The 19,088-nt window shown below is 41.5% G+C and carries 16 protein-coding genes; 3 read left to right on the top strand and 13 right to left on the bottom strand.

Annotated features, from left to right (window positions below):
- Positions 1-86: 86 nt before the first annotated feature.
- Positions 87-374 carry a co-chaperone GroES gene (locus AOG26_RS16330; RefSeq protein WP_036973362.1) on the top strand — a complete coding sequence of 96 codons (288 nt, stop codon included), beginning with the start codon at positions 87-89 and terminating at the stop codon, positions 372-374.
- 51 nt (positions 375-425) lie between these two features.
- Positions 426-2,075 carry a chaperonin GroEL gene (gene groL / locus AOG26_RS16325; protein WP_054563484.1) on the top strand — a complete coding sequence of 550 codons (1,650 nt, stop codon included), beginning with the start codon at positions 426-428 and terminating at the stop codon, positions 2,073-2,075.
- A gap of 117 nt (positions 2,076-2,192) precedes the next feature.
- Here groL and AOG26_RS16320 read toward each other — a convergent pair whose 3' ends face one another.
- The 10 genes from AOG26_RS16320 to AOG26_RS16275 all read right to left on the bottom strand — a co-directional run bounded on the left by AOG26_RS16320 (position 2,193) and on the right by AOG26_RS16275 (position 12,153).
- Positions 2,193-3,671 (bottom strand): bifunctional ADP-dependent NAD(P)H-hydrate dehydratase/NAD(P)H-hydrate epimerase, encoded by a 1,479-nt coding sequence (locus AOG26_RS16320; RefSeq protein ID WP_054563483.1) that lies wholly within the window; start codon positions 3,669-3,671, stop codon positions 2,193-2,195.
- A 117-nt stretch (positions 3,672-3,788) separates the two neighbouring features.
- On the bottom strand, positions 3,789-4,601 hold the full coding sequence (gene speD / locus AOG26_RS16315) for an adenosylmethionine decarboxylase (RefSeq protein ID WP_054563482.1): 813 nt from the start codon (positions 4,599-4,601) through the stop codon (positions 3,789-3,791).
- An 88-nt stretch (positions 4,602-4,689) separates the two neighbouring features.
- A complete protein-coding gene (locus AOG26_RS16310) occupies positions 4,690-5,103 on the bottom strand; it encodes an OsmC family protein (protein ID WP_054563481.1) in 414 nt (137 codons plus the stop codon).
- 145 nt (positions 5,104-5,248) lie between these two features.
- The gene (locus tag AOG26_RS16305) at positions 5,249-5,596 is read right to left on the bottom strand and encodes a DUF3802 family protein (RefSeq protein WP_054563480.1); all 348 of its coding nucleotides are present in this window, start codon (positions 5,594-5,596) and stop codon (positions 5,249-5,251) included.
- A 128-nt stretch (positions 5,597-5,724) separates the two neighbouring features.
- The gene (gene astD / locus AOG26_RS16300) at positions 5,725-7,194 is read right to left on the bottom strand and encodes a succinylglutamate-semialdehyde dehydrogenase (RefSeq protein ID WP_054563479.1); all 1,470 of its coding nucleotides are present in this window, start codon (positions 7,192-7,194) and stop codon (positions 5,725-5,727) included.
- Positions 7,195-7,212: 18 nt separating this feature from the next.
- A complete protein-coding gene (astA, locus tag AOG26_RS16295; RefSeq protein WP_054563478.1) occupies positions 7,213-8,229 on the bottom strand; it encodes an arginine N-succinyltransferase in 1,017 nt (338 codons plus the stop codon).
- Between the two features lie 80 nt (positions 8,230-8,309).
- A complete protein-coding gene (locus AOG26_RS16290; protein WP_054563477.1) occupies positions 8,310-9,515 on the bottom strand; it encodes an aspartate aminotransferase family protein in 1,206 nt (401 codons plus the stop codon).
- 369 nt (positions 9,516-9,884) lie between these two features.
- Complete coding sequence (locus tag AOG26_RS16285; RefSeq protein WP_054563503.1) at positions 9,885-11,045, bottom strand: HDOD domain-containing protein; 1,161 nt, start codon at positions 11,043-11,045, stop codon at positions 9,885-9,887.
- Between the two features lie 48 nt (positions 11,046-11,093).
- Positions 11,094-11,672, bottom strand: coding sequence for an anthranilate synthase component II (locus tag AOG26_RS16280; protein ID WP_054552416.1), 579 nt, complete (start codon positions 11,670-11,672; stop codon positions 11,094-11,096).
- A gap of 85 nt (positions 11,673-11,757) precedes the next feature.
- Entirely contained in the window at positions 11,758-12,153 is a 396-nt protein-coding gene (locus AOG26_RS16275; RefSeq protein ID WP_054563476.1) for an acyl-CoA thioesterase, read from the bottom strand.
- A gap of 36 nt (positions 12,154-12,189) precedes the next feature.
- Between AOG26_RS16275 and AOG26_RS16270 the strand changes: the two genes are divergently transcribed.
- On the top strand, positions 12,190-12,894 hold the full coding sequence (locus tag AOG26_RS16270) for a 2OG-Fe(II) oxygenase (RefSeq protein ID WP_054563475.1): 705 nt from the start codon (positions 12,190-12,192) through the stop codon (positions 12,892-12,894).
- A 51-nt stretch (positions 12,895-12,945) separates the two neighbouring features.
- Here the strand turns inward: AOG26_RS16270 and AOG26_RS16265 are convergent, their stop codons facing one another.
- The 3 genes from AOG26_RS16265 to AOG26_RS16255 all read right to left on the bottom strand — a co-directional run bounded on the left by AOG26_RS16265 (position 12,946) and on the right by AOG26_RS16255 (position 19,024).
- Positions 12,946-14,184 carry a cysteine desulfurase-like protein gene (locus tag AOG26_RS16265; protein WP_054563474.1) on the bottom strand — a complete coding sequence of 413 codons (1,239 nt, stop codon included), beginning with the start codon at positions 14,182-14,184 and terminating at the stop codon, positions 12,946-12,948.
- A gap of 9 nt (positions 14,185-14,193) precedes the next feature.
- Positions 14,194-14,826: a 2OG-Fe dioxygenase family protein gene (locus tag AOG26_RS16260; RefSeq protein ID WP_054563473.1), complete on the bottom strand. Its 633-nt coding sequence runs from the start codon at positions 14,824-14,826 to the stop codon at positions 14,194-14,196.
- A 199-nt stretch (positions 14,827-15,025) separates the two neighbouring features.
- On the bottom strand, positions 15,026-19,024 hold the full coding sequence (locus AOG26_RS16255) for a PKD domain-containing protein (RefSeq protein ID WP_054563472.1): 3,999 nt from the start codon (positions 19,022-19,024) through the stop codon (positions 15,026-15,028).
- Positions 19,025-19,088: the final 64 nt, after the last annotated feature.

Here is a 19,088-nt window from a genome sequence, read left to right as displayed (position 1 = left end):
GAAACGCAACGGGTGGCTTAGCACTCCCCTGCAATAACACAAGATTTTTTCTGTACTGTTCAGAAACTGTTAGGAGAACTAAATAAATGAACATTCGTCCTTTACATGATCGCGTCATCGTTAAGCGTCTAGAAGAAGAAACTAAGTCTGCTGGCGGTATTGTATTAACTGGCTCTGCAGCTGAAAAATCAACTCGCGGAGAAGTTATCGCTGTTGGTAATGGCCGTGTTTTAGACAACGGTGAAGTAAGAGCATTAGAAGTTAAAGCCGGTGACACTGTGCTGTTCGGCTCTTATGTTGAAAAAGCTGAAAAGATCGAAGGTCAAGAGTACCTGATCATGCGTGAAGATAACATTCTAGGCATTGTAGGCTAATCCTACTTTTCGTTTAGCAACCCGTTTACAGAATTTAAGAGGAATTTAATCATGGCAGCAAAAGAAGTACTTTTTGCAGGTGACGCACGTGGCAAAATGCTAACTGGCGTAAACATTTTAGCAAACGCAGTAAAAGTAACTTTAGGTCCTAAAGGCCGTAACGTTGTATTAGACAAATCATTCGGCGCTCCAGTGATCACTAAAGATGGTGTATCTGTAGCAAAAGAAATCGAGCTTGAAGACAAGTTCGAAAACATGGGCGCACAAATGGTTAAAGAAGTAGCGTCGAAAGCGAATGACGCTGCAGGTGACGGTACAACAACTGCAACAGTATTAGCACAAGCTATCGTAAACGAAGGCTTAAAAGCAGTTGCAGCGGGTATGAACCCAATGGACCTTAAGCGCGGTATCGACAAAGCAGTTACTGCAGCAGTTGAAGAGCTTAAAGCACTTTCTGTTCCATGTGCAGACACTAAAGCAATTGCACAAGTAGGTACTATTTCTGCTAACTCTGATAAAGAAATCGGTGACATCATTGCTGAAGCAATGGAAAAAGTAGGCCGTGATTCAGGCGTTATCACTGTTGAAGAAGGTCAGTCGTTAGAAAACGAACTAGACGTCGTTGAAGGTATGCAGTTTGACCGCGGTTACCTTTCTCCATATTTCATCAACAACGCTGAAAAAGGCGCTGTAGAGCTAGACAACCCATTCATTCTACTTGTAGATAAAAAAGTATCTAACATCCGTGAGCTACTACCTACATTAGAAGCTGTTGCAAAAGCTAGCAAGCCACTACTTATCATTGCTGAAGACCTTGAAGGTGAAGCACTTGCAACTCTTGTTGTGAACAACATGCGCGGCATCGTTAAAGTATCTGCGGTTAAAGCACCTGGTTTCGGCGACCGTCGTAAAGCAATGCTACAAGACATCGCAGTATTAACAGGTGGTACTGTTATTTCTGAAGAAATCGGTTTAGAGCTAGAGAAAGCGACAATCGAAGACCTAGGTACAGCGAAGCGCGTTGTGATCACTAAAGATGATACAACAATCATCGACGGTGCAGGCGAAGAAGACGGCATCAATGGTCGTGTTGCACAAATCAAAGCACAAATCGAAGAAGCGACGTCTGACTACGATAAAGAGAAACTACAAGAGCGTATGGCTAAACTAGCTGGCGGTGTTGCAGTAATCAAAGTTGGCGCAGCAACTGAAATCGAAATGAAAGAGAAAAAAGACCGCGTTGAAGATGCACTACACGCAACTCGCGCAGCGGTTGAAGAAGGTGTTGTACCAGGTGGTGGTGTTGCACTAGTTCGCGTAGCAAGCAAACTTGTTGAACTTGCTGGCGACAACGAAGACCAAAGCCACGGTATCAAAGTTGCACTACGTGCGATGGAAGCACCACTTCGTCAAATCGTAACTAACGCAGGTGACGAAGCATCTGTTGTTGTTAACTCAGTAAAAGGCGGTGAAGGTAACTACGGTTACAACGCAGCATCAGGCGAGTACAACGACATGATCGAAATGGGTATCTTAGACCCAACTAAAGTAACGCGTTCGGCACTACAGTACGCAGCTTCAATCGCAGGTCTTATGATCACAACTGAAGCTATGGTTGCTGAAATCCCGAAAGAAGATGTACCAGCTGCTCCAGATATGGGCGGCATGGGCGGCATGGGTGGTATGGGCGGCATGATGTAATTATCCCTCCCAAGCACTTTGCTTAAAAAACCCAGCTCCGGCTGGGTTTTCTTTTAGCTATCAGTTTTAAGCTGTCAGCTATCAGAAACTGACGGCTGACGGCTGACGGCTGACGGCTCAGTTAATCAACTCCCTCACTATCGCAAACAAATCACTCGGTAACATACCTCTTTCGCCCTCACGCTCTGCGGCAATATCACCAGCTTTTGCATGTAAGGTTACGCCTAAGCAAGCTGCTTGCTGAGGAGTAAGCCCCTGTGCGATCAATGCCGCTATGATACCTGTTAATACATCGCCACTGCCGCCAACCGCAAGTGCAGGATTTCCATCTGTACACACCCATGTTTGGTTATTATCAGCAATTAAGCTTCCAGCACCTTTGAGTACACAAGTAGTAGTATAGCTACGTGCAAGCTGCTTTACTGCATGAAAGCGATTTTCTTCAATATCGCTAGCGCGACAATTAAGTAACCCTGCTGCCTCACCTGGGTGTGGTGTGATAACGGTATTAGCTAATGGAAATGACGAAGCATGCTGAGCCATTAAATTAAGTGCATCAGCATCAATAACCAGAGGCTTATTATTAGTAAAGCAATACTGCATTACTGCTTCAAAGGTTGTTTCCGACCAAGTGTCTTGCCCAAGCCCTGGGCCCATAGCAATACAGGTTGCCCACTCAAGAGCGCTAATCAGATTTGTATCTGTCACCATTAATTCTGGCCGGCCAATACTTACTGGTAGAATAGAGCTACTATGGGTATACACTTTGACCATACCCGCACCGGTGCGAAGCGCTGCCTCTGCAGTTAAACGAATAGCGCCGGCAGTGCCGGCATTACCACCAACACACAGCAATTTACCATGGCTGGTTTTATGGCTATTGTTATCGCGCTCAGGAAGCCTAGCTTGGCTCTGATAATTAATAAGCTCAGCCGTGGGTGATGTCTGTTTTAAAAAGGCATCTTCAATACCTAAATCATTAAACTCTAATGTCCCTGCATGCGCTCTACCTTGCCCTGTCACTAAGCCTTGTTTAATCCCCACAAAAGTCACAGTAAGCGCGGCTTTTATTGCAACTCCTTGTACCACACCTGTGTCGGCATGTATGCCTGAGGGTAGGTCAATAGCAACTATCGGCACTTGGCTCACGTTAGCTGCTTTAATCAAGGTTGAAAAAGGCTCGCGCACCGCGCTTTGAATTCCCGTGCCAAGCAGGCCATCAATAATGATATCTGCTTGCTCAATAGCACTGGTATCAGCGGTTATTATCCCTCCTGCGTCTAGCCAAGCTTGCTGAGCACTGAGCGCATCGCCTTTGAGCGGTTTATCAGATATTGCTGCAATAACCGTAACCTGTTTGCCCGCTTGTTTAGCTAAGCGAGCAACAACATAACCATCACCGGCATTGTTACCAACGCCCGCTAACACTACGAATGTACTTGCTTTAGGAAAATAGCTGATAGCTTGCTGATAAGTCGCCAGCCCTGCTCGCTCCATAAGCTCATACAAGGTTACGCCAGAGCGCTTAGCTGCGGGTCCTTCATGGTCACGAACTTGCTCTGCTAAAAATACTGACTGCGAGAGAACAACTGACATATCTATCCTTAAATTGGCCTTTTAATCAGCATATAAGTACAGATGAGTGCAGTCAATGAGGCATAAAAAACGGCGCGTAACTTACATTACGCGCCGTCTCTTTAAAGCTATAGTGACTTACTCAGTGTCTGGTAAGTTGCGACCGTAGAAGATTTCTTGCATCTCGCGGGTCAGCTTAGAGTAGATGGCTTCTTCTTCTTCTTCCGAAAGATCTGCTGTAGAAACACCGAATAGGTAAGTATTCAAGTCAGTTTCTTTTAACATCATCTTAGTGTGGAACAAGTTCTCTTGATACACGTTCACGTCCATCATTTGGTACGCTTCTTTGGTATCTTCAGTCATATAGTTCTGAATTGAGTTAATCGCGTGATCGATATAGTGTTTTACACCATCTACGTCACGAGTAAAACCACGTACGCGGTAGTCAATTGTTACAACATCAGACTCAAGGCTGTGAATTAAGAAGTTTAACGCTTTTAATGGCGAAATAATGCCACACGTTGATACTTCGATATCAGCACGGAACGTACAAATACCATCATCAGGGTGTGCTTCTGGGTATGTGTGAACACAGATGTGGCTCTTGTCTAAGTGCGCTACCACTGTTTCAGGAAGAGGACCCGGCGCTTCATCAACGTCATACGTTGTTTGTTGCTCAATTGGCTCTTCAGAGATCAAGATTGTTACGCTGGCGCCTTGCGGGTCATAATCTTGGCGAGAAACATTTAGAATGTTTGCGCCAATAATATCCACAACTTCACCTAAAATATCGGTAAGGCGATCAGCACTGTACTGTTCGTCGATATATTCAATATATTCTTTACGCTGTTGTTCCGTCTTTGCGTAACAAATATCGTAAATACTAAAACTTAAGCTCTTAGTTAAGTTATTAAAGCCATGAAGCTTAATTTTATCGAAGGGTTTATTCATGCTAAACCAACCTTAAAACGAGTGAAACCTGCACCAGCAGAAATAAAAGTTCGCGGATTTTATACGAATTTCCTGCTCGGAAAAAGCGTTATTTTACCTGTTCTTGCACAACTTCATGACTATGCGTAATTTCTACTGTCTTATCAAGCATTAAGGCTACAGAACAATACTTTTCAGCAGATAATTGTACCGCTCTTGCAAGGTGCTTTTCAGAGACATTATCACCGGTAACCACAAAGTGTAGATTAATCTTGTTAAACACGCGAGGTGCTGACTCAGCACGCTCTGCAGATAGCTTAACTTGCACATCAGAAAATGACTGTTTTGCTTTTTTTAAAATACTAACAACATCAACAGATGAACAACAGCCCGCTGACATTAAAACCATTTCCATTGGGCTTGGCGCAGCGCTATCGCTACCTGCATCAAAAACTACATTGTGACCTGAATTTGAAAGGCCAATAAACGTATCGCCTTCTACCCATTTTACATTCGCTTGCATGTGCTTTATCTCTTAAAGTTATTTTGCTTGATTGTAAGCAAGTCACACACAGATGCAAGGGATAAGAGGTGAGCTTTAAAGGAAAGCGAGTTGCTAACTTTGAGCTGCTCGCTTAAAGACTAGAAATTGTGTTGTGCTTTATAAGTTAGGCACTTTCGACAACAGCACTATCGAATAAGTTTTTTACTAATCCAGCAAACTCATCAATAAACGCGTGTTGTTCTACGGTTACTGTGTGATTTGTAACGCTGCTCAGCACTTCTTGTAAGTCATATACGATACCGTCGACTTCGCGAACAATTTGGCTGCGTTGTTCAGTATTAAGCTCTGTGTGTTGCTCGCAAAGTAACATGACATTTTCTGCTATCACGTCTTCAATAAGCTCTAACACTGTTGGAGCTCCTGGTTTAATTTGACCCGGCTTCTCAAAAAGCGCTAAATTTTGAGTGAGATACATGACAAGATCATCGTACCCTTGCCTATCTAAAACCATACGACTGCACACCTAATAAAAAACTATCTCTTTAGATTTAAGCAGAAAGCGCTTTTAATTGCTACCTTTGCCAAGCATCTCATACAAAAAAAGCAGCCGAAGCTGCTTTTTATAATGATTTACGATTATTAATCGATTTTTAAGCCTGGGCTTAATGTCGCTGGCATTGCTACTTTTTCAAGCTCAACCGAAGCGACTGGGTATGCACAATAGTCAGCAGCATAATATGCGCTTGCTCTGTGGTTACCTGATGCACCAATACCACCAAATGGTGCTGCACTTGATGCACCTGTGATAGGACGGTTCCAGTTTACGATACCTGCGCGAATACGACGTAAGAAATGGTCGTAATCTGCTGCGCTGTCGCTTAATAAACCAGCTGATAAACCAAAGCTTGTGTCATTCGCTTTATCAATAGCGGCATCAAAATCAGTGAAGCGGAATACTTTAAGAAGTGGTCCAAAGTGCTCTTCGTCTGGGAAGTTAGCGACATTTGTACACTCTAAAATACCCGGTGTTACAAAGCCGGTATTTTCTTTGTGCGTTAGCTCAACTAACACTTCAGCGCCAAGCTCAACAAGTTGCTGTTGTGCTGTGACCATACCAGCTGCTGCTACTGAAGAAATCATTGACCCAATGAAAGGTTGCTCTTCTGCGTCGTAGTCACCGACTTTAATAGCTTTAGTTGCTTTAATAAGACCCGCTAAGATGGCATCGCCTTGCTCGCCTACAGGTAAGAATAACTTGCGCGCACACGTACAACGTTGACCTGTAGAGATAAACGCTGATTGAATAATATCGTGAATAGCCGCTTTAGTATCAGCAACATCAGTAACGATAAGCGGGTTATTACCACCCATTTCTAAGGCTAAGATTTTACCCGGCTGACCAGCAAACTGTTCATGTAAAATATGACCAGTGCGCGAAGAGCCAGTAAAGAATAAACCGTCGATCCCTTTATGAGATGCAAGCGCTTTACCCGTTTCTACTTCACCTTGCACAAGGTTGATTACACCTGCAGGGAGACCCGCCTTTTGCCATAACTTTAACGTTAACTCAGCAACTGCTGGCGTTAGCTCAGACGGTTTAAATACCACGGTATTACCTGCTAATAATGCAGGTACAATGTGACCATTTGGTAAGTGACCAGGGAAGTTATAAGGGCCAAACACCGCTACAACACCATGAGGCTTGTGGCGGATCATCGCACGACCTTGTGGCATTGGGTTTTCAACATCGCCTGTACGCTCTAAAAATGCTTTTTCAGAGATAGCAATTTTACCCACCATCGCACCTGCTTCAGTGCGTGTTTCCCAAAGTGGTTTACCTGTTTCTTGTGCGATAGCAATCGCTAATTCTTCGCTGTGCTCTTTAAGCGTTTCTGCGAATGTTTTTACAATCGCTAAACGCTCTGCAAATGTTTTATCAGCCCAGCTGTAAAACGCTTCACGTGCAGCAGCGACTGCGCCGTCTACTTGTTCAGCAGTGGCAGTGTTTGCTTGCCAGATTACATCGTTATTTGCTGGGTTTACAGATTGAAAAGTATGACCAAGGCCTGCTTGCCATTGACCATTAATAAATTGCGCTGCATGAGTCATTAATATGTCTCCTGAATTCTATAGTTCTGCAAGTGATACTGAATCACCCGCTTCTAAGTGAAGTGCTTTTGCTAGTTCACTTGAGATTACGATGCTATCGGCATCGCATGATAGGCTAACTTGAGTCACGGTTGCTCTAAAATCAGCAATTTTATCATTTGCTAACAATACCGTGGTGTCGCCTTGGCTTTCACCAATTTCAACTTTAACTGTGTGGGCATTTCTGACTGTAGCAATGTTATCTACTTTTGCTTCAACAGTTGGACCTGCATCAAAAATGTCTACATAACCATTAAAGGTGAAACCTTCGCTCTTTAATAGTTCAATCGCAGGGCGTGTGTTGTCATGTACTTGACCAATCACAGCTTGTGCATCTTTGCTCAGTAAGTTGACGTAAATTGGGTATTTAGGCATTAACTCAGCAATAAATACTTTCTGGCCAATACCCGTTAAGTAATCTGCCGTTGGAAAGTCCATTGAGAAAAAGTGCTCTTCTAGCCATTGCCAGAATGGGCTTTCGCCGCTTTCGTCAGACACACCACGCATTTCAGCAATGACGGTGTCAGCAAAACGTTCTCTATGTTGATTAATAAACATAAAACGCGCTTTTGAAAGCAATTTACCGTTATTATTTTTACGGTAGCCATCTTTTAAGAATAATGTACATAGCTCAGTTGCACCGGTGTAATCATTACACAGAGTTAAAATATCAACGGCTTTATACACGTCTAGCGTACGAGAAGAATGAATTACTTTGCTTAAATGATAATGATAAAAAGCATCATCTAAACCAACAGCGGCTTCAATACCCGAAGTCCCTACAACTTCACCCGTTTCGCTATCTTCAAGAACAAACAAGTAACCTTCATCACCTGGCTGCTGTGCTGCTTTTGCAAATGAGCTGACAGAATGATCAATTTTCTTTTGTAATAACTCTTCATTATTAGGCAAAGACGTAAAGCCATGGCCTGACTCAACAGCAATCTTTACTAACGCTTGGTAATCGCTTTGCTGGATTGGGCGAAGGATCATCATAAGTCCGCTTGCTCCCTTATAAATAACGGTAAATTAAGAAATGTGGGCAAGCTTAACTTGCCCTGAAATGACAGTTTCGTTTAGCCGTTAACGACTTTTGCAACTGCTTTTTCGAAACGAGCCATACCTTCGCGGATATCAGCTTCTGGAATTACAAGTGACGGAGTGAAACGAACAACATCAGCGCCAGCAACTAAAGACATAACGCCTTCTGCTGTACCAGCCACTAAAAACTCTTTTGCACGACCTTTGAATTGCTCTGTTACTACAGCACCAATTAATAGACCTTCGCCACGGATTTCAGTGAATACATTGTACTTTTCGTTAATCGCAGTTAATAACTCGCGGAATAACGCTGACTTTTCTTTAACACCGTTAAGTACGTCAGGAGTATTTACTGTGTCGAATGCAGCTTCTGCTACTGCACACGCAAGAGGGTTACCACCGTAAGTAGAACCATGAGTACCTACTTTTAAGTGCTTAGCAATATCAGTTGTGGTGATCATTGCACCGATAGGGAAACCACCACCTAACGCTTTTGCAGTCGTTAAGATATCAGGAGTTACATTTAAACCTTGATAAGCATAAAGCTCACCCGTACGGCCAACACCTGTTTGTACTTCATCAAAGATTAGTAGTGCATTATGCTTAGTACATAACTCACGAACACCTTCAACAAACTCAGCAGTTGGAGAAATGATACCGCCTTCACCTTGCAGAGGCTCCATCATTACTGCACATGTGCTGTCTGAGATAAGCGCTTCAAATGCAGCTAAATCGTTGTAGTCACAGTGAACGATATCACCAGGTTTAGGACCAAAACCATCAGAGTATGCAGCTTGACCGCCTACTGTTACTGTGAAGAAGGTACGGCCGTGGAAACCTTTGTTGAATGAGATAATTTGTGACTTTTGCTCACCAAAGTTATCAAGTGCAAAACGGCGTGCAAGTTTAAGTGCCGCTTCGTTAGCTTCTGCACCAGAGTTAGCAAAATATACTTTTTCAGCGAACGTTGCGTCAGTTAGCTTTTTAGCTAAGCGAAGCGCTGGCTCATTAGTCATTACATTTGATAAGTGCCAAATTTTTTCGCCTTGCTCTTTTAATGCACTTACAAGAGCTGGGTGACAATGGCCAAGACAGTTAACAGCAATACCACCAGCAAAATCGATAAATTCGCGACCTTCTTGGTCCCATACGCGAGAGCCTTCGCCTCGAACTGGAATAACACTTGATGGTGCATAGTTAGGAACCATTACTTGATCAAATAATTCGCGATTGACTGTCATTTTATATCCTCATAATTGTAAGCACACTCAGAGTAAGGTGGCGCTCTAAAGCTAAACTAAGCCATTTTACTTAGCCGATTGAGCTTAGCGCAAAATCACCAAAATTACTCTTTGGTTCAATTTTCATTCATCCATTATTCCAGAAAATTTTCGTCCTGTCTCTTAGAAAACTTTCATGTAGCCCTTGAAAATAAAGGGCTTGAGATATTTTTTCATGGATAGTGAATAACTATTTGAAGGCTATTTTTTACTCTAAATACTATAAAAAGGCTTACGGCTAGTGAGCCAAGCAGAGGCTAAAGAGAAAAAATTTGTCACTGCGGATTGATAAACAATGAATGAATAGTCGCAAAAAAATTAACAATTTTTTTAATTAATTTGAATATGAAAGCGATCAAAATTGCATTTTACTAGCTGATCAAGCTCTTCTTTAGTGAAATCGAAGTGTGCAAACCAACGTTCGGTTTCGTCATTTTCGACTAGTTGATGCTCATTTAAACTTAAATACTGAGCGTAACAACGTGCTTTTAAAATCACCTTGGTAAGCGGCAAATACTCATCGTTTTTAGCTAAAGGTGTAGTTAACTGCTGCATTACCGCATTAAATGGCAAATACCTAAAAGCCATTTTCTCAATTACGGTGGCTGTTACCTTCATCGACTGCTTATTTAGCAAGGTGCTTAAAAATAAAGGATCCGGTTTTAGCTCTAATAAAGCTGTGTGTAGATCTTTCTTTTGCTCATCACGGGCTTTAGTTACTTGGCGCTGCCAAACTAACTCAAAAATACGAAGGTATATACGGACTAGCGCTATCTTACCCACGTCGAGTAGCATACCTAAGGTAAACGCGTGCACCTCATTTACACCATTTAATTTAGCAAGTTCTTGAGCAGCAATGGCACACGCCATTGAGTTATCACGAAGTCGACGCTTTAGTAGTGGAAATGGCTCTGTACTGTGTGGCATCCAATGACGTACCGCAAAGGTTGGCACGACAAACTTTAAATTATCTAAACCAATGTAGCGTAGCGCTAACAGTGGGTTATCGACTTGAACTGAAGTGTGTTTATTACGTTGTTTTCGATAGAAAGGTAAATTCACAAACGCAACAAGCTCACGACCTAACCAACTCAAATCTTTAACTAACGGCTCTAGTCGACCTACTGAGGCCGAGCGCACAGCTAAAATATCTAAAATAGCAGGTACGCTATCTTGAATCCCTATAGTTTCATGAATTACTGAATCAATGTCTTCAAGCTGCTTGTGCATGGCAGCCTCAATCACTTGGTGTAATTGCTTGCTCGCCTGTGCACGGTATTTATGGTGAGCTGTACTGCTCTTTTGACGTTTTTTCTCAGCAGCAACTTCTACTTCTAATAGAGTTCGCTGTTCCATTGATTCGCCATAATCAATTTCGAGGGTGTGAATATAGCCAATTTGACGCTGTGCAAAACTGTGACCAAGCAAAAGATCATGCGCGCGCTCATTAAGCACCATCGCAGTCCTTTGTTGTCGGTTTTCTTCGGTCATTTGCACAGGCGTATTGTCGGTCATATTTGTTAATTCACTAGCCTAAGGTTAGAAGCGAGTTAAAAAGTTAGCAAGTAATTCAAGCCCTTGTTGGGTCAAAATTGCTTCGGGGTGAAATTGCACTCCTTCAAGTGCTAAATCATTATGCATGATCCCCATAATTTCATCAAAATCAGAATTTTGTTCTGTCCATGCAGTAATAGTGAAGTCACTAGGCAGGCTTTGTTTATCCACCACTAAAGAATGGTACCGGCATACCGTTAGTGGATTTGCCAAACCGTTAAACACACCTTGATTGGTATGCTTAACTAACGAGGTTTTACCATGCATCACTTGCTTTGCACGAATAACATCAGCACCTAGAGCCTGAGCAATAGTTTGGTGACCTAAGCAAATACCAAGAATTGGCAACTGACCTTTTAGTTGTTCAACCACTTGCAAAGAAATACCCGCTTCGTTTGGTGAACATGGCCCAGGCGATAGTACGATGTGCTCTGGGTTAAGTTGTTTAATCTCAGCAATGCTGATCTCATCGTTTCGTTTAACTAATACATCTTGATCTAAGCGCTGAAAATATTGCACTAGGTTGTATGTAAACGAATCATAATTGTCGATCATTAACAGCATTGCGTGTAACCCAAAATTACTCAGTCAAAATAATGAAGGCGCATTTTACCCCAAGCGTTCATAAATGTCGGCAAAAAATGGGGTATTACTCAGCGATTAAATGCGCTGTAAGGTCAGCCCTTTCTTGCTCATTAAGTTTTTGCGAACATTTATTTGCGAAGTCGTAACGTACTAGTACGGTTTTACCAACGGCACAGCAGTTATCTTGCTGCCAAGCCTCTTGACGCAGTACAAATGAACTAGAGCCGATGTGCTCAACACTGGTTTTCACTGTGACATCGTGACCATAAAACAACTCACCCACAAAGCTTACTTCAACCTTAGCAATGATCAGTTTCCACTCATAAGGGTTTAAATCGGGCGTAAAAAACCTGAAAATAGGCGCTCGGGCGGCTTCAAACCATACAGGGAGTACGGTATTGTTGATGTGCCCTAGCACATCTGTTTCGCTAAAGCGTGGTGTGATAGTTTCAGTAAACATAGTAACCCTATAAAAAATATAAACTAAAGGTAGCTCATGACGGACTTTATTCGCGTATACGAAAACGCCCTCAGCAAAGAATTTTGCGACAACTTTATCACGGTATTTGAACAAAGCCCGCATTTAAAACAAGGCATTACCTCAGGCGGAGTAGATTTAGCGAAAAAAGACAGCCGCGATTTATACCTTAATAACCACCCCGAATACGCTGAGCAACTAAAGCATATTCAACAAACGACTGCGGGTTACGTCTTCAAATACCTTGAAGAGCATATTTTTATGATGATTGGTGCCTTTGGTTTAAAGGTTTACCATCCGCAAACAGGCAAACCTGTTGACCTAACACAAGATAACTTTGAAGAAGTCGGCAAACCACAATTGCCATTACTCGTGCAGCAAATTTTCCGCATGGGTCCAATTCAAGCACAGAAATACGATATCAATAAAGGTGGCTACCCTTATTGGCATAGCGAGGTATACCCGCAAGCTGGCCACAACGAAGCTCTGCATCGTGTGCTGTTATTTATGTTCTATTTAAATGATGTAGAAGAAGGTGGTGAAACAGAGTTTTACTATCAACAACGAAAAATATCGCCTAAACAGGGTTCTATGGTCGTAGCACCGGGCTATTTTACCCACACGCACCGTGGTAATAAGCCAATTTCAAATGATAAGTATATTTTAACCTCGTGGGTCTTATTCAACCGCGCGGAACAAATATATGGCCAACCACAATCCTAGCGGTAATAAGCAGCCCACTCGGGCTGCTTATAGCTTAATTAAAGCTCAGCTTTAATCTGCTAGTAATTGATCAAATAAATCAAAAACCTTATCAAGCTCTTCAACTGTGTTGTAATGCATACAACCAATGCGTACTACACCACCGGTTTCTAATACACCTAGCTGCTTACATAAGCCTTGGGCGTAGAAGTTACCATCCCACACACAAATATGTTGCTTACCTAAAAATTCAGACACAACACGTGGCTCGATGCCTTCAAAAGTTAAAGCAAAAGTCGGTGTGCGATAAGCTATACGCTCTAGTTCATCAATACCAAATAACTTGATACGTGGGTAATCTGCTAAACGCGTTAAGAAATGCTTACTTAATGCCATTTCGTGTTGTTTAGTCATAGCAAATGCAGCCGCGAGTTTTTCTCGACGTGAATGACTATCATCAAGTTCACTAATTGCAGCAATGTAATCAACAGCTGCAATTAAGCCAGCTAGCGCTTCAAAGCTTTGTGTACCCGTTTCCCAGCGACCTGGCGCAACATCTTTTGCAGGTTCAACTTTATATGGTGTGAAACCTTCAAGATGCTCACGTTTGCCATAGACAATACCAAGGTGAGGACCAAAGAACTTATATGCAGAGCAGGCTAAGAAGTCACAATCAAGTGCTTGTACATCTACAAGCTCATGAGGTGCGTAATGAACGGCATCAACATACACTAGCGCACCAACAGCATGTGCAAGCTCAACGATGCGTTTAATGTCATTAATTGAACCTGTGGTGTTTGATGCATACGTCACTGCAACAAGCTTTGTTTTGCTAGATAAAAGGCTTTCAAAATGTGCCATATCTAGGCTGCAATCAGCTTCGTTGATAAGGGTAGTTTTTACTGTCGCGCCTTTATCTTCAGCAGCTTGCTGCCAAGATGATACATTTGAGAAGTGATCTGCATTGGTGACAATAATTTCATCATCAGCAGTCCAATCACGCGAGATGGCACGGCTAAAGCTAAACGTTAAGCTTGTCATGTTTGCACCAAACACGATTTGCTCTTTAGATGGCGCATTTAATAAATCGGCTGCAGCTTGGCGAGCATTTGCCATTAACTCTACCGTTTTATCACTTGAGAAAAATGCGCCGCCTAAGTTTGAGTTGAAGTAACCCAAATATGCACTCATAGCGCTTAGAACTGACTGTGGTACTTGCGAGCCACCTGGACCATCAAGGAAAATCGGTGACTGACCAGCAACTTGTTGCATAAGTGCAGGGAACTGGCGACGTAATTGCGTTAAGTTCATGGTTTACCCTTACGCAGTTAGTACGAAGCAATCAAGGTAACCTTCTTTGCTTGCGTCTAATTTATTCATTGGTGTAGCGTTGTGCCATACTTCACGGTCATTAATCAGTGCGAACATGCCGTCTTTAATTTCCATTTTGAAACATGGTTCAGCCTGCTGGTGTTCATAAACAAGCAGCTCACCACCCTCTAGGTTTTCGTGTGATACACCACATACACATACGTGATCAAAACCATCTTGGTGAACACCTTCAGGCGCAGCGGGTGTGTCACTGTCGATCGCAAGCATTCTGAATTGGTGAATTTCAATATCGCGATCATCGCTGATACCCGTCATATCGCGGAACTGATTCACGATTTGCTTCATACCATCAGTCGCTAATAAGCTATCTTCTAGATTTTCATAGGTACGCTCAACATTACCTTGGAAGGTATTGATTGAGTCATCTTGCACGAATGCTTTTGTTGGTTGTAGTTTTAATTCACCATCAACAACTTTGATTACTGAATAACGACGCTTACGAAATTCACCATCTGCGTATGGGTTAGCAGGTAGGTTAGCAAAAGAAGGCTTAACTGCGTCAATGTGCGCTTGGCTTACAAAACGAAGTTGTAGAAGGTTCTGGTTGTTTAATGTAGTCATTTCGATCTCGCCTTAATACGTTGAGAATATTGGCGAGGATTTTAATTCAATTAGTAGGGAATATTTGCGTTTTTATGTAAACCAGCAAGGTTTATTGGATAATTTTAAGATCGTTATACACATTTTTTAGAATATTTAATCTAAAAAATAAAAAAAGCCACAAATGTGGCTGTTTTAGGTTGCACAATTTACGACAAGTTTAATTGCTCATAGAAAGGGAAACTTGATCTTGTGACTGACAACTATTACCTGCTAAATACTTACAGAAAACGAGTTCGGTGCGATTGTTACTGATAAGCTCAAGCAACGTGTCTTGGCCATTTTCAATAAATGACAATTTACCATCAACCAATTGAACACCCGTGATGCTTTGATCTCCAATCGTCAGTGAGTAATCGTAAGACTGACTATCTTCATTATAATCCTGCTCACTTAATGACCAAGTTGTGCCATCGCTTTCATATAAAGTGAAGCTATATAAGTTGTAGTCGTAGAATTTATCAACTGCTGTTGAACTAGCATAATCATGTACATATAGATGTGCAGAGAATTTTTCTAGCACCCCAGTGCCATTATCATCGAACGCTACAGTACGCTCGACAAAATATCGGGCTTCATCAATAGCAATTAGCTTGTAAACAAACTCACCATAAAGGAAACATGTATCCAAGCTAGTATCACAGAAGTCAGTTGTTTCCCAACCTCCTGAGCTAGTATCTACATAAAGCCTTCTAATATAGCGGTTATTAATAAAGCTTCCTTGATATGAACTTGTTCCAAAGGTAAAGAAGATTTCACCATCGTCATAAATTTGGATTTCAGCCCAATGCGAATCAATATCATGACCCTCTCTGAACTGATGACGACCAGAAAAATTACTTACATTAATGGCTACTTCATTGCGTTTAACAAACATGCCTGCATCAACATAGTCCCCCTCGTTATCATTACCCTTATCTAAAAATTGGTAACCAACGTTGATGTTTTTAGTAAAATAGAGTGTATCTGTTGAATTATCACTGCTGTGATTAAGTACTAAATTGCTATCAATGATCTGCCAACTAAACGTATCTTGCTCATCACTCAAAATATCTATGTAAGAGCCTGTTCCATCAGCATTGATCTGCATATTTAATAGCACACCTCCTTGTTCTGCGCTTACAGCCCATTGCCCTACGACATCATCACTAACAACGGCAATTTCATCGCCATCAGAAAATGCATAAACATTGGAACTTTCAGTACTAGTATTCACTAAAACGTCATTCTCATAATAGCTATATTCAACTGTTAGCCAATGCCAATTAAGCCCTTTTTCTGCCATTGGCATTAATTCAGCGTAACTAATCTCCGTGCGATATTGAACCTCTGTCATGCCATCAGGGAAAGAGATATATTCTTCCACGACAATACTATCGATAGGTGATAACTCAATGTGATCATCAACTTCATACCAGTTGATATTTGAACTACCGTTGAGAGTTACAGCGCCAGTGTTATCTGCATTTAGTAATAAGCCCAAGGCTGGTGCATTATATAAATCACTATTATTTAAAATATACTCGCCAGCGGCTAATAATGCAGGTTTAAATGTTGCTGTAATTTCGCAATCAGCACCTGTGGTATAGACAAGGTAATAAGCTCCTTCGATATATCCTTCGCATCCTGTAATTTCGTCAACAACATACCCTTCATCTGGGCTAATTACGAAAGACGCGTATTGGTACCAATACGAAGTTTGACTGCTAGGTGAGAGGTTACCGTTCTGAGATGGATTCACAGTTAAGGTTACTTTAGGGCGCTTAGGTAAGTAACTAATTTGCGTATCAGCTGAACAACTGCTTCCTTGCTGATATCGGCAAATAGTAACAGCATTTTCATCCGCAAAAACCAGCTCAACAAACCACGTATTGCCATCAACTTGATAGCTTAATACGCCATCATTGAACGTTGCTATATGCTCAACACCATCAAAACGGACAACATACTCTACTTCACCTAAATCATTGTATTGAATGTAAATAGCATCTGTAGAGCTATCATCTTTGTAAAGAGAAATCGCACCATCTAATAGCTCCTCAGTAAAAGCTGAGTATGACAAGTCTTTACTATATTCATAAATGAATACCGATTTAACTTCATCATATGCCTCACCAGCCATAGTGTAATAAGTTAGCGTTCTAATTATGTAGTAGGTGCTACCAACGATATTAATGAATTCATGTTGCATTTCACTTTCAAGGTAACAGTCATCAGCAAAGCCATCACAACTTGAAACAAGACCATATGTTTCTGAATAAAAACGTTTTCTAGAGAAGTTGCCATCTTCAATATGACCTTGGAAACTTGAATTACCTAAACCAATAGCGACACTACCATCAGGATAAATATTCAAATCATAAGATTGAGACGTACCAACAAAACCATGCCAACGACCAATAATATCCTCATTGGTTGTTGTTACATTCGCTTTTTTAACCATTAAGCCTGTTAATGTATTACTTGGCTCATCAAAACTAGTGTCTAATGCAACCACTTGGTAGCCCGCAGAGAGAGCTTTTGTAAACCAAAACTCAATTAACCCAGTTTCACCGTTTTCATCATAACTAATAGATAACTTAGTATCATTGAGCTCCCAACTAAATACCTCAGTGCTCTCACCCGTTACATCCCCTGTACCATCGGCATAAAAGCGCAAAGTTTCAGGTTCATCATCAGATGACGCAGAATCATAATCATTGTCTCTTAGGTCTAAAACCCATGTGTTTTCGGTTAACTCGGTAGTATTTAGTGCTATTGTTTTAGCTTTATCAATCAGGTTAGTTGTATAGGTTCGAGTAATTGAAGGTTCCACAACGGGTTCACTACCATTTTGGTAGTCCAATGTTCTTTGTGTGGTTTGAGTCACTTCAATCGTTCTGAAAACCTCATTTTCTGCTAAAACTTGAAAACTAATATCTGTTAATTTTGTTTGCCCAATATAAGATTCATTGCCATCGTTATATTCATCAGTGTAAGTCACTACACTATTTGCTAGTGCTAATGTATACACCCCTGATTCTTTACTCATTGTCAGTGTTGAGCTTGTATTTGCATTAAGTTCACCCGTACCGTCACTTGCCAGAACAAGGTGATATGCATCATTGTTATAATAACGAGGTGAGTTAACTATAAAATCACCGACAATAGGCTCATCGCTATCAGAAACTAAGTTTTCATCTTTTTTAATTTCTTCTTTCGTCTCTTCAATGAGATCTGGATCTTTCTCATTTACTTCATCTTCAAAATTCTTAGCGATATCTTCGTCACTGACAAGATCGAGTGTGCTTTCGACGCCTTCAGGGAGAGCATAATCTGCATTATCCACGATGATTTTGATGAGAGTTGCCAATAAGATCTTTTCGTCAGCATCAACATTTAGCAGTGCTGCGTTTAGCTCTTCGACTGATTGAGGTTCTTCATTATTACGTGTTAAAAGCGCATATTCTGCGGTCGTTACATTCGTGATGTTGACGCCAAAGTTGTCTTCACTATCAAGCGTATTATCCTCACCAGCCTGTTCCAATAACGCTTGAATTGAGCTTAGCTGTGAAACAAAAACAACCCCAGGGTTGGTGCTATCAAGACCTTTTGCTTTAACCAGTACAAGCTTATCACTTGCAGATTCGTCCACAACAAGCTCTATCGTATAGCGACCGGTTTGATCTGCATTGGTCGAAAAGACGTCACTACCGACATTAATCTCTAACTCTGCATTAGCAATTGGTTGATCCGTTACTATCCCGGTAATTGTCACTGTTGATACATTTCGTTTAAATATAACACTATGCTTTGCTGAAGCTGTTGCCCCATCGTTATCGGTTACAGTGACAGTGAAATTAACCGTTGTATCAGCGTCTATATCGGGTGTTTGAAAAGTAGCTTCAGCACTCGTTAATCCATCACTTTGTACAAAGTCAAAACTAGCATCAGATGTCCAACTGTAAGAGGCAATGCTACCGTCACTATCTGTGGCAGCGGCACTTAATTTAAAAGAAGTCTGCTCTGCACCTTCTGATTCGGCACTAATAGTAACTGTTGGACTTTGATTAACGGGGTCTACAGGATCTGGTTTAGTTTCAGAGTCACTACCTCCACCACACCCAACTAAAAATAAGGTACCAATAACTGCAGCCAACAGCCGCTTATGAATTAACATACATACTCCATTATATTCACTTATAGCAGGGAAATTCTTAGCCATGTAAACGCTAAATCCCTTA

This window comes from Pseudoalteromonas sp. UCD-33C (genome assembly GCF_001306895.1).
Taxonomy (GTDB): Bacteria; Pseudomonadota; Gammaproteobacteria; order Enterobacterales; family Alteromonadaceae; genus Pseudoalteromonas.
The sequence above is the reverse complement of the archived record's forward strand: the minus strand, read 5'-3'. Positions and strand labels throughout refer to the sequence as shown.